This window comes from bacterium, assembly GCA_021108215.1.
In the GTDB taxonomy this organism is placed as follows: domain Bacteria; phylum Oederibacteriota; class JAAXVQ01; order JAAXVQ01; family JAUVAV01; genus JAIORK01.
Genome location: JAIORK010000055.1, coordinates 105,983 through 118,476 on the forward strand (window position 1 = coordinate 105,983; position 12,494 = coordinate 118,476).

General features: G+C 45.5%; 10 protein-coding genes and 1 tRNA gene. 1 reads left to right on the top strand and 10 read right to left on the bottom strand.

Features of this window, described 5'->3' with window-relative positions:
• Positions 1 to 265 precede the first annotated feature (265 nt).
• The 9 genes from K8S19_13290 to K8S19_13330 form a co-directional block, all read right to left on the bottom strand.
• A complete protein-coding gene (locus K8S19_13290; GenBank protein ID MCD4814652.1) occupies positions 266 to 3,391 on the bottom strand; it encodes an efflux RND transporter permease subunit in 3,126 nt (1,041 codons plus the stop codon).
• 406 nt (positions 3,392 to 3,797) lie between these two features.
• Positions 3,798 to 3,875, bottom strand: a tRNA-Met gene (locus K8S19_13295).
• A gap of 67 nt (positions 3,876 to 3,942) precedes the next feature.
• A complete protein-coding gene (locus K8S19_13300) occupies positions 3,943 to 4,503 on the bottom strand; it encodes a class I SAM-dependent methyltransferase (protein ID MCD4814653.1) in 561 nt (186 codons plus the stop codon).
• Between the two features lie 13 nt (positions 4,504 to 4,516).
• A complete protein-coding gene (locus K8S19_13305) occupies positions 4,517 to 5,245 on the bottom strand; it encodes a FeoA domain-containing protein (GenBank protein ID MCD4814654.1) in 729 nt (242 codons plus the stop codon).
• 90 nt (positions 5,246 to 5,335) lie between these two features.
• On the bottom strand, positions 5,336 to 5,713 hold the full coding sequence (locus K8S19_13310) for a response regulator (protein MCD4814655.1): 378 nt from the start codon (positions 5,711 to 5,713) through the stop codon (positions 5,336 to 5,338).
• 77 nt (positions 5,714 to 5,790) lie between these two features.
• Positions 5,791 to 6,579: a FliA/WhiG family RNA polymerase sigma factor gene (locus K8S19_13315; GenBank protein MCD4814656.1), complete on the bottom strand. Its 789-nt coding sequence runs from the start codon at positions 6,577 to 6,579 to the stop codon at positions 5,791 to 5,793.
• An 11-nt stretch (positions 6,580 to 6,590) separates the two neighbouring features.
• The gene (locus K8S19_13320) at positions 6,591 to 7,985 is read right to left on the bottom strand and encodes a sigma-54 dependent transcriptional regulator (protein MCD4814657.1); all 1,395 of its coding nucleotides are present in this window, start codon (positions 7,983 to 7,985) and stop codon (positions 6,591 to 6,593) included.
• A 206-nt stretch (positions 7,986 to 8,191) separates the two neighbouring features.
• Positions 8,192 to 8,563, bottom strand: a complete 372-nt coding sequence (locus tag K8S19_13325) for a flagellar biosynthesis anti-sigma factor FlgM (GenBank protein MCD4814658.1) — start codon at positions 8,561 to 8,563, stop codon at positions 8,192 to 8,194.
• Between the two features lies 1 nt (position 8,564).
• On the bottom strand, positions 8,565 to 9,713 hold the full coding sequence (locus tag K8S19_13330; protein MCD4814659.1) for a response regulator: 1,149 nt from the start codon (positions 9,711 to 9,713) through the stop codon (positions 8,565 to 8,567).
• A 221-nt stretch (positions 9,714 to 9,934) separates the two neighbouring features.
• On the opposite strand from K8S19_13330, the gene K8S19_13335 reads away from it, so the two are divergent.
• The gene (locus K8S19_13335) at positions 9,935 to 10,735 is read left to right on the top strand and encodes a hypothetical protein (GenBank protein MCD4814660.1); all 801 of its coding nucleotides are present in this window, start codon (positions 9,935 to 9,937) and stop codon (positions 10,733 to 10,735) included.
• Positions 10,736 to 10,749: 14 nt separating this feature from the next.
• On the opposite strand, the gene K8S19_13340 is transcribed toward K8S19_13335, so the two are convergent.
• On the bottom strand, positions 10,750 to 12,309 hold the full coding sequence (locus tag K8S19_13340) for a DUF4340 domain-containing protein (protein MCD4814661.1): 1,560 nt from the start codon (positions 12,307 to 12,309) through the stop codon (positions 10,750 to 10,752).
• Between the last annotated feature and the right edge of the window lie 185 nt (positions 12,310 to 12,494).

Consider the following 12,494-nt stretch of genomic DNA (forward strand, 5'->3'; position numbering starts at 1 on the left):
CTGAAGTAAAAGCACAAGAACTTAAAAGGTATTTAGTCGCTCCTGAAAAAGTCAAACTGGAATTCATTTCCCGATGAAGCCTGGTCAAACGATTGAGCAAGTACGCTGCCGGGCATTGCCCGGCGCATGCCGGGATTTGGATGATACGATGATACCTCGCCTTCGTGGCCGCTACTTTAGTGTCTATCCTCATCCCCGTTCCGTACTTTGTCCTTTGGCAGCTCACGCGCTCAATCGGTTGAGACCTGTACGCGTTATTAATTTTTCAAACAGTAGCCTTTTTTACCGTTTTCTTAAAAATAGTTTGAATATCCCGGTTAACCAGGTACAGGGCGGGAACCAATATCAAGGTCACGGTTGTCGCAAAAACCAAACCGTAGGCCATGGCCATCACCACCGGCACCAAAGACTTGGCATTACCGCCAATACCATACACCGTGGGTAAAAGTGCCGCCACGGTGGTAAGCGTGGTCAAAACAACCGGACGTAACCGCTGCCGTGCACCCTGCGAGACAATCTTGATGATTGATGTCAAATCACCCGGACTTTTCCGGGTCTGGAATATTTCATTAATAAAATTTACCATAATAACGCTGTCATTGACCACCACCCCGGACAAACCAATCATACCGACAATACCCATAAAAGACAACGGAATGCCGTGGGCCGTAAAAGCCAGCAGTGCCCCAATCAAGCCAAACGGCACCGCAACCACCACCAACAACGGTTGGGAAAGTGACCCGAACAGGAGCAGTAATATAAAATAGATCATCACCACCGCGATCACAAAAGCCACCATCAGTCCTCCCAATGATTCCTTGGTCTCTTTTGCTTCGCCGCCGATTCCCAGTCGCGTGCCGGGAAAATCCTTGGCGATTTTCGCAAAGCGTTTTTTTATTTTCCGGGCTACCTGACGGGAGGTGGTTATTTTTTCATCAATATCAGCAGTCACGGTGGCCACGCGATTGCCCTTGTGATGATTAATCACCGAAGTTCCTTCCTGCGGGACAATCGTGGCAATCTGGCTTAAGGTGATCAGCTTACCGGCGGCGTTGGGTATTTGCAGCGCTGCTAAAAACTTAGGGTCCCTTTGATAACTATCATCCACTTGCACCCGAAACTCTATCTTCTCTTCCGCGCTTTGCAAGTACGTCGCAACCGTGCCTGCGTAGGCGGTACGAATCGTCTGGGCGACCGCGGCCACGGTCAAACCATATTGGGCCAGACGCGCATAATCCAGTCTGACTTTCATTTCTTCTTTGCCCGGCTTTTGGTCATTATCAATATCTTTCACACCCGGGATCTTCCGTAAAAGTTCCTCCACCTTTATCCTGGCTGCCCTGATGGACTTTCGGTTTTTTCCTTTGATTTTGACATTCACGGCTTCGCCTGTTGGGGGACCCATAATTTTTTCTTCGATAACAATTTTTTTAAATTTTGTCAGTCTGCGGGTATTGACGACCTGGCGCAGGTCGGCGATGATTTCACCGGTCGTTCTATCTCTTTCACTGCGGGGAACCAGGGTGATGTGGACCTGTGACCAATTTTCATGGTTCCCCTTGGAATTCATCATCCGAACAGTATGATGTCCAATCTGGGTCTGCAGGGAAACCATCTCTTTTTCGAGCAAATGCTCCCGAACGATCGCCTCGACTTCCATGGTGAATACCTCGGTTTTGTCGAGTCCACAGCTTTCCGGCACTTCCAGATTGACATAAATGGATTCCGAAGAATCATCCCACATATTCACATAATTATTAATCGTACCGCGTGAGACCAGCAGAGTTAATGCCGCGACAACCACGAAGACCAGCATAATGAGATACCGAAAACGCAATATTTTTCCCAGCCATTTTTCATACGCCCCGGCAATGGGACCGAACCAGTCCGGGCGTTGCTTTTCATTTCCATCCTTCCCCGCCAAATGGTTGGGAAGAACAATCACGGCTGTAAAAAAAGAAGCCAGCAGCGTGGCTGTCACAATAATCGGAAATACTTGGACAAATTTACCCATCATACCTTTGATATACAACAGCGGTATAAACGCCGCGATGGTGGTTAAAATAGTCACCGTGACCGGCGCAATCACTTTTTTAACGCCCAGCACAGAGGCCTGCACCGGAGCCTGCCCGGTCTTTTTTTGCTCAAAGATATTCTCTGCAATGACGATACCATGGTCCACCAGCATTCCCAATACCACGATAATGGCGCCCAATGACATAAGGTTGAGGGAAATATTGGTGAGATTCATATAAATAATCACCATCAGCAAACTGATGGGTATTCCCACCGCCGTCCAAAACGAGGTTTTCAAATCAAGAAACAAAAAGAGCACCACAAAAACCAGGATAAATCCGATCAACGCGTTATTGACGACAACGTCAAGCAGGGCGGTGACGGAAAGCGAGCGATCTTCCAAAGTCGTGATTTCAAAACGGTCGGCAACCCGGGGTTTCAGTTTCTGCAAATACGCTTTCACATTTTGAGAGGTTTTCACAACATCGGCGTTCTCTTTTTTAACCACCTGGAACACAATCGCCTTTTTGCCATTCACGTTGACCCGGATCGCCTCCTTTTTGAAACCGTCACGCACCGTGGCGATATCTTTGATGCGTACTCTTTTTTGTTCAAAGCTTGAACGAACAATCACGTCTTTCACTTCCATCGGTTTTTCAAACTGGCCGATGGTCACGATGGTCTGTTCCTTTTGCAAAGACTGCAACGTTCCGCCGGTGGCCCGGACATTCCGGGCCTGAATACTTTTGACCACATCATTGAGTGAAATATAGTAGTCCCGCAGCTTCGCAGGATGGACTGCGACGACAATTTCCCGGTCCCGGTATCCCTTTTTCCGGATTTCGCCTACCCCTTTAACCTTTAAGAGGTCTTCTTCCAGCTGCCGGGCAAACCTGTTCAACGCCTTTTCCTGCAACGCCCCGTCCCCTGCCTGGGTAATGCTCAGGGTATACACCGCCATCCGTTTGGGATTCACCTCTACAATCGTAATTTCCTCAACTTCATCGGGAATATCTAAAATATTGCCCAGCGTAATCTTCCGGTGTATTTCATCCTTCACTGCCTGCTTGTTCTCCAGGTCATAATCAAGATGAGCATAAAGGGTCGCGCCATTTTCAATGGCAAAAGAAGCGTGTTCCTTAATTCCGGCGATTTTTCCCAGTTCGGTTTCAATGGGAATCACAACATTGAGTTCCACATCCGCAGCACTGGCACCGGGATAAATAGCCCTAATAATCATGGTGTCCATATCGGTCGCCGGAAACACCTCTCGCCGAATTTCCAACAAGCTCGTCATGCCAAATATAAAAATCGTGATAACGATCAAATTAATCAGCAATTTATTACGAACCAGGTATTCCAATATTTTTTCCATCTGTTACTCCTTGTCCCCGGAATCGGGTTTCCCGAATTGCATCCCGTTGCTCAAAACATCGCACTTGCAGCTTTAGAATGACATGTCCACCAATATAGTCTCAAACGCTGCCGGAGGCAAGTATTGAATCCCGAACAGGCTGCCCAATTTTTAGTAAATAACGAAGAATAAAAAAGGCCCTGCACCGTATGGTGCAGGGCCTTTTTTATTAAGTTTGGTAGCGGAGCAGGGTTCATTGGCTACTTTGGTCGCAGAGCTCCCTGCGTAGCCTCACCTCGTTTGCTGACGGCCAGAGGCCTTTTCCTCGCTATTCGCTCGGCGCAAACTCGCTTCAAGTCCCTATCGTGCTCCCGGGTACTTATATTAAATAAGGTGAGGGGACATCCCCTCACCTTATTTAATTATCTGGTAGCGGAGCAGGGACTTGAACCCCGGACCCCACGGGTATGAACCGTGTGCTCTAAACCAGCTGAGCTACTCCGCCATATTATTTGAGAAAAGTGAAAATACCATAGGCAAATAAGAAAGGCAAGTGATTTTTCCCCGGATTATTACTGCTTGGTAATCCAAAGATCCGGCCCGGAAATCGAAACCCGGCATTGTTTTATCTGCGTTCCCGCCAATAAAAGACACAGGTCCGAGGCAGTCATCGCGGTTCTTCTGGACTGGTAAACCGCCCGAATACCCTGGCTTTTTCCCGGCATCCAGGGAATCTGCCACCAGGTGGCATCCTGTCTGACATCCCCTATAAAAAACTCTCCTTCTATTTTCAAAACCCGGGCAATTTCATTGAATACTATCATCGGCTGCTCCCAGGCATGCAGGGCGCCGAAAGAAACAACCGCATCAATACTTTTATCCGGCAGCGGAATCTTGGTGAGTTCCCCTGGAATGTATGTCGTCTTGGTCCTTACACCCCACTGTTTGGCCTGTATGAGCGCCTGTGCTCTTTGCTCGCCGGAAAAACCAATACCCGTCAATTCCAGATGCGTGTTTTTCTTAAGCAAGCGCTGTCCCGGCCAGGTCGTCCCGGGTCCAATTTCAAGAACTGTTCCGCAAAAAATACGGGACGCAACTTTGATATCAATGACTTTATACAAACGCTGACTCATATCCCTCTCCGCCTTAAACGTTTTTTTCTTTGCAATCCGAATCACGAACCATAACTTTATGGGTTATCTGATGGCCAATCGCCAGACGTCCTGCCTGGATTTGAATGATAAATGGACCGGAAAACAGGTTGGAGACAACCCGGATTTGCGTTCCCGGCACCAATCCCATTTCGCTTAACCGGTGTTGTAAAGATGTGCCGCCGTTAATTCGCACAATTGTAACACACTTCCCGCTGGGGACCGTCGAGAGCGGGACATGATCCGTTTTATGCTCCGCGCCGGTTTTCTCCCCCGGGACATTCAACACGTGGCCGGCATTTTTCTTTTGGCACGCTCCGCACTCACCTAAAATATGCATGGAATGTTTAATCATTCTAAAAGCGTGCTTTTGACAGACCGCCTTTTGCCTCTGCTCAATTTTTTCATCTTGAAATTCTATGATGCTTCCGCAGTGAACGCACACCAAATGATCATGATGGACATGACCGTAAACATGCTCATAAAAAATGCTTTTCTCTCCAAAAAACATTTTTCTTATCAAACCGGATGTTACCAGCCGCGCCAGCACCTGATTGCGCGTTTTGGCGGAAATTTTTGAAAGACTTGCATGCTCCGCCAAATCTTTTTCCGTAAAATGAGCATGCAAATTAAAAACTTCTCGAATAATAATCTTATGTTTTACTGAAGTCCGCCACCCGTGTCCATTTGCAAATGTTTCATAACGGCGCATAAAATCCTGCATTACTTTCTCCCGGACCTTTTCACCCGAATACGTACGCATCTCATTTTCTTTACCCAGCGGCGATGTTTTTTGCGTACGTAGGCCGGTGTGTCAATTGGTTTTTTTAAGGAATTTTTCAGCAAATTCAAACAACTCGGTAGATTCAAAAGGTTTGACGACATAACCATCCGCCCTAACTTCAAAGCCTTTTTCAATATCGGATTCATCGCCTTTGACGGTGATAAGGATAATTGGAATATGCTTGGTTTCCTCGTTGGTTTTCAAGGTATGACAAATTTCATAACCATCCAACATGGGCATCATGACATCCAGAAGCACCAAATCCGGTTTTTCCTGATAAACCTTGGCCAAGGCCTCTTGCCCATTGCTTACACCGATGACTTCATATCCGTGAAGTCGAAAATTTTCGGATATAAGTTCAACCATTTCCTTGTGGTCATCCACCACCAATATTTTTTTGCCTGCCATTTGTCGCCCACTTTCTTACACATTTCTTCAATCCGGACAATTATAGACTGGACGCCTTGTACGGGCAACTTAAAAAATCATTTAATAATAAAATCCATACGCTCTGCCTTCATCGCGGTACGCAGATGTACGACCGCCTGGCCGTGAATCTGGCAAATCCGCGACTCAGTCACTTCCAGAATTGCCGCAATCTCTTTGAGGGTTAATTCTTCATAATAATACAGGGTAAGTACCAAACGTTCCTTTTCCGGCAGCCGCTCAATCATTGTCCCGAGTAAATCACGAGCTTCCTTGGCTGCCAATTCCGTAAAGGCACCGCCAAAATGACGTTCAATCGGATTGGTTTCAACCGCAAAAATATCACGCCGCTTCTTTTCGCGGTCTTCCATAATCTCATCCAGGGAAATCACGGGAGGAATATTAATGTCCGTGAGCATGCTCTGGAAGCGTTTCATGGACATTTTAAAGTGCTTGGCCAAATCCTGATCTGTGACTGGACGGTGCAGCTTGTTATTCAAATGCTCATAAGCTTGTTCCAGTTCCCGCGTTTTTTGACGAACAGAGCGCGGCACCCAATCCATAGAGCGCATCTCATCCAGTACGGCACCGCGAATTCTGAAGAATGCATAAGTGGAAAATTTCCCCCCTCTGTCCGGGTTGAATTTTCCCACCGCATCAATCAATCCGATGATACCGGCTGTCATCAAATCATCGAGATCCAACCAGGAACGGTTTTGCGGAACTGTCATCCGCTCAATGGTAAACCGGACCAAAGGAATATTTTTTTTCAACAATTCCTCTCGCGCCTCCATATCATTTTGCTCACGAAACCGAACCCACAAATCCTGATCTTTACATGCCATCATACTCCCACCCCCTAGATTCCGAGTTCCCTCATTTTATTAAATAAGGTTTTATAATTTATCTTTAACATTCGCGCTGTCTTGACTTTGTTCCAACGGGTTTCCTGCAAAACGCGGCTGATGGTCTCCTTTTCCACGCGCCGGGAAACTTCCTGGCACACCTCTTTGAGCGGCCTAATCGGCAGACCCCTCCCACAGATCGCTTCCGGTTCTGTCGGTTTTTCCACCACCTTGTTCTCAAAATGTTCTTTTGGGAAATACTCTAATGTAATTGTGTCGCCCGCCATCACCACCGCACGCTTGATGGCATTCATCAATTCGCGAATATTCCCCGGCCAGGTGTACTGCTGTAAAAAAGTAAGGGTTTCCGGTGTCATGACGGGAACCGGCTTATCAAACTGACGGCTGAAACGGTCTATAAAATGCCGGACCAACAATTCAATATCTTCCTTGCGCTCAATGAGCGGCGGAATGATTATGGAAAATTCGTTTATCCGATGATACAAATCCTCCCGGAAGGTTCCTTGCAGCATGGATTTTTTTAGATCGACATTGGTGGCGGTGATGACGCGGACATCAATCTCAATTTCACTTTTCCCGCCCAGGCGCTGTAATTTCCGTTCCTGTAAAACCCGCAATAGTTTAATCTGGGTGGACACGGGGAGATTGCCGATCTCATCCAGCAACAGTGTTCCGCCGTTTGCCAATTCAAACCGCCCCGGCTTGGCCTCGTTGGCACCCGTAAAAGCGCCCTTTTCATACCCAAACAATTCCGATTCCACCAGATTTTCCGGTAATGCACTGCAATCAATTGAAATCATTGGCTTGTCTTTACGGGGACTGTTCTTATGAATGTATTCCGCAATAAGTTCTTTGCCTGTCCCGCTGGCGCCCAACACCAGAACTGTGACATCATACTGCGAGATCTTGTTGACCATGGTCATAACTTTTTGCATGGCGGGACAATTCCAGATAAAGTAATGGCGGTTTTTGTTACTGATTTGATTTTTAAGTTGTTTCACTTCATTCATTAATTGTTTTGTTTTCAATGCATTTTTTAACGTAATCAGCATTTCATCCACATTCAACGGCTTGCTGATATAATCATAAGCGCCTAGTTTCATAGCACGGACAGCCGCATTAATATTTTCAAAAGCAGAAAGAATAACCACCGGAAGTGAAGCAATTTTTTTCTTCAACCGTTCTAAAACTTCAAGACCATCCATTCCGGGAAGTCTCAGGTCTAAAAATACGAGATCCGGGTTCAGTGCTTCCGCCATTTCAAGACCCTGCTCACCATTGAATGCCGTCTGCACCTCATACCCCTTTTCTACGAGTATTTTTTTCATAATCCAACAAATCTCCGGCTCATCATCAACGACCAATATTTTATGTAAGGTTACACTCATGAAACGCCTCGCTAATGGAATCAAGCTTTACTTAACGCAAAAGTCATACCAATTTTTTTTAAAATTAAAAAGGAGTCCCTAAACCGGCCTGTTAGAATAGCGTTGAAAAGCTGGGGAAAAATTGGGGAAAAAAAACAGCAGGATGGCCTGCTGCTTTTTTGTAGAAAAAATTTGCAAACTATGCAATAAAATCCATATTTTCAGTATTACAATTCTGATTCCTCAGAAAACCATTTATCCACGACCGCTTTACCGGAAATATGGTATTGGTTACTCTGAATCCTTTGTTTAATGTCGTCAATTTTACTTTTTCTAAAAATTTTCTGGTTTTTACACTCTTTGACCAGCTCGCGAACAAGCTGCTCTTCTGAATTATTTTTCTTTTCTTTTTTGAAAAAAATCATTTCCGGCGTCATCTCCTGAGTAATATCTTCGTACTGCTTTTCAAGAATAAGTGTACCCGCATGTCTTGATAAACGCTGAAAAGATTCGTCACTTACCAGCTCAAAATCGGAAAATCCTTTTTTTGCAACCCTATTTCGCCAGTGTTGATAAAAAATCATCTTCGTCTGCGCCATGTTAACCACTCCCTTCCCCGATAGTGCTATTATCGGGGATGACAGGATCGGACTTTAGCATTTTTTCGTTATTTTCTATTGGAAAAGCAACATAAAAAACCGTCCCTTGCCCGGGCTGTGAAGAAACCCGAATATCTCCTTTGAGCTCATCCACAATCATTTTAACCACAAATAATCCCAAACCCGAACCACCTGGATGACGAGTAAAAAACGGTTCAAATAAATGTTCAATATCTTCGGGAGGGATACCTTTTCCTGTATCCTCAATCCTGATACAAATTCTATTGTCGCCTTCTTTTTCTGAAAAAACCCGCAAAAAACCACCTTGCCCCATGCTATTGAGGGCATTGATGAAAATATTGAGAAAAACACGCTGAAGATACTCCTCGTCCCCTAAAATTTCAGGTAAATCAGCATTCAGCACCAGTTCAAGCTCGATTTTTTGAACCAAACATTTTTCCTTGATAAAACCAACAACTTCACGGACACACTGGTTGATATCCATTGGTTTTTTTTTCAATTTCAATGGCCTGGCAGCTGCCAGCAATTCACGAATCGTTCCATCGATCTCCGAAATTTTCCGCAAAATCGTATCCATCACCTGTGTGCCCTCATCGTCATTCTCCATCTTACTTTTTAAAAATTGGACGGAAGCACCAATAATGGAAAGCGGATTCCTCACTTCATGGGCCGTGGCAGCCGCCAACTGGCCCACCGCAGCCAATTTCTCCGCTTTGACCAGATCTTGCCGGGTCTGCAGTAAATCAAGATGAAGGCGTTTAATTCGTAACATCACCAGTACCTTGGCGATAAGCTCCTCATGGTCAAAGGGTTTGAGCATATAGTCATCAATTCCCTCTTCCAGACTTTTGATTTTCCCTTCTTTCGAATCCACCCCCGTAACCATAATAATGGGGATATAAGGCAGCTTTTCATTGGTGCGAATGATGGCGCATATTTCCATACCTGAATAACCGGACATTTTTTCATCCAGAATAATCAAATCCGGTTGATGCTCTTCAATCGCTTTGATGGCTGCCTCGCCATCGGAAATCATTGTCACCTGGTGTCCGGCCTGCTGTAAAACCAAACTGTAGAGTAATAAAATATCTTCATCATCATCAATACAATAAATACGACCGGGCTCCATGGTGCCTCCCCGAGATCTTTATTTTTTTACCACCGCTTTTTTCAAGCTTAACCTTTTTTGCATAAATCACAAACCATTTTTTCCGGTATTCCCCAGCCAACCGTTGGTCCCTGACATCGGATTATTCGTACAAAAAAAACGGACCGGGAAAATAGTATTGCTCCCGCAACAAAATCCTGATACCATTTTTCAAAGATACCTATACCCACTCAGGAGGCTCAATGATGTTTCGATTTTCCAAAATACTTTTGCTCCAATTCGTCCTCGGACTGACACTTGCCCCATTGGGGTTTGCTGCAACCGCAGTCCAACCCAAAACAAATAACAGCACACCTGCTGCTGTTATTGAAGATTACGCTGCGCTGATGGAAAAAGCCAACGCTTTTTATGATCAGCGTGATCAAACCGGTGCGATTGAAAAGGCCATTGCTTATTATAAAAAAGCCCTGGCCCAAAACCCGGAGGACTACGAAAGCCTCTGGCGTTTGAGCCGCAGCTATTGGTGGCAAGGTGACCACGCCCCTAAATCTAAAAAAGCTGATATTTTTGAGGCTGGAAAAAGCGCTGCCGAGCGCGCCCAAAAAGCCGCACCGGATAAAACCGAGGGGTATTACTGGTTCGGTGTCAATCTGGGGCGAGCCAGTGAAGTTCGCGGTATTATGAATAGTCTCTTTTCCGTTGATACCCTAAGAAAATCCCAGGAAAAAGTTCTTGAAATCGATCCGGAAGATGGTTTTGCCCATCATGTATTGGGGGTTTTGTACCGCAAGGCACCCGGCTGGCCGCTCGCCTGCGGCGATAGTAAAAAATCCCTGCACCATGCCCAAAAAGCCGTTCAATACGCACCGGAAGATATTCTGCCGCGAATTGGCCTGGCAGAAATTTTGAAGGTAAAAGGCCGGAAGGATGAGGCCCGAAAATTATTGGAAGAAGCTCTGCTCCTGCCCGGCCCGGCTGATAAGCAGCCGGAAACAAAAAAAGATAAGAAAAAAGCCGAAGAATTACTCGAAAAATTTAACTAGTTGTGCGTTTAGGGTTACTTTTTTTTCCCTGACCGGGCTTTCGCTTTTTTGATCTCAGTAAGAATCACACCAATGATTTGGTTGTTGATAAGATAAACATCATTGTCCGACTGGCGTTGCAAATAAAAAATCTCATCGGAGTCTTCGGACTTAAATAATTTGAAGACTTCCATGAGATTACCATTGAATTTGAAAAAAAGAAATTTAACCACCTGCTTGGCATTGAAAAATCCGGCATAGAAAGGATTCTCTTTGTTTAGCGTATCAATATATTCCAACGCAAGCAGTGCTTCAATAATTCCTTCTCCCCCAAAAGAATAACGCATCTCTTTTTCCTGATAATGACGTCTGATAACCCGTTTTTTTTTATGACTCAGTCGTTCCTGCACCGTGGCCCCCCAGACATCATCTTCCCGCACCATGGCAATACGCCAGCGGCTGGTGAGCACCTCAATTTGCGCAATCTTCTCAAGAAAATAAACCAACTGACGGCTGGGGACCTCGTTGAAAAGCGACTGTACTGTCTGCAACGCCTCTTTCCGGATTTTGAAAATTTTCGAATTCATGCTGGTCTTCACAAATACCGGTCCGTCTTCACCATGCGGTCTTCCAAAATCAACATCCCGGGGATAACGCCCATCCGCTGATAGAAAGCTAATTTCGCCATAAGAATCACTCAAACCGTATTTGGAAAGATTTGTCCGCGCGCCAACACTCTCTTCTACAAATTGAATAACTTCCCAGTTTGACATGGTTTCCAAAAGCAAGGCAACAATCTCTTGGTTGGCCGGGATTTTATAGGGATAGGTTACCATCCAGTCAGTGCTCCCGATCACATCATCATAGACCGTGGCAAGTTTGTTGTCCTCTCCAAAAATCGGCATAATTTTTTGTCTGCTCTGGCGAACCGTTCTTTCCAAGGTCACGGCGGAAGAGCCTTCACGAAAATTAATCCGCACTGTATCTGTCAGCGGCGCTATAAATAAATGATGATCACGCAGCCGGTATGCCAGCCCCGTCATATTAATAAAAGCAATCTTAGGCAGCAGGTAAACCGTCTCGGTCTGTTCAATCCGGGCAAAAATTCTATTGGTGATTTTTTCCTGCCCGCCGCTCGTCACGACAAATTTTTTCCCAGTCTGATCCTGCAGGACATAGCAAACCGATTGATGCTTAAATCCAAAGGCATCCCCCCCGGTCTCGCTCTCTTGCTGTTTTAAAACCGAGTACTTCCGTTCCGGAATCCAGTGACAAATTTTTTCTAAAAAATAGCGAACCGCCTGCGTATTGGCCCGGGCCTCAACCGGATGGGTAAACTGCCACGCATCATTTTGCCATTCCAATGAAACACGGTCACCTTGCCCGCGCACATCAATACTGATTACCTGCTCCGGTTGAATTGAAAACACCGGTTCAAAAACCGTCTCAACCGGTTTATTCCACTCAGCAACTTTTTTAATCCCTTGGGGAACCAAAAAAAACATACCCACCAAAATACCCAGCAGCCCTGTCAGTAGAATCCACCTTTTAACGAACTTGGTATTTTTCTTTATTTTTTCTTTTTGAGCAGTCATGCGTATCGTCCTTTGGGTTGATTAAACTATTCTAACCTAAAATCGTTTCCCCTAAAACAGTAAATCCCCCACATCACTCGCATGCAAAAACCCGCCCTTCTCTAACCGGTACGCAGGGTTGACTTTTCCAACAAGAAAGTCTAAAATTTTAAGCACTTTACCCCGTTTCGCTGAAAGGATTTTTC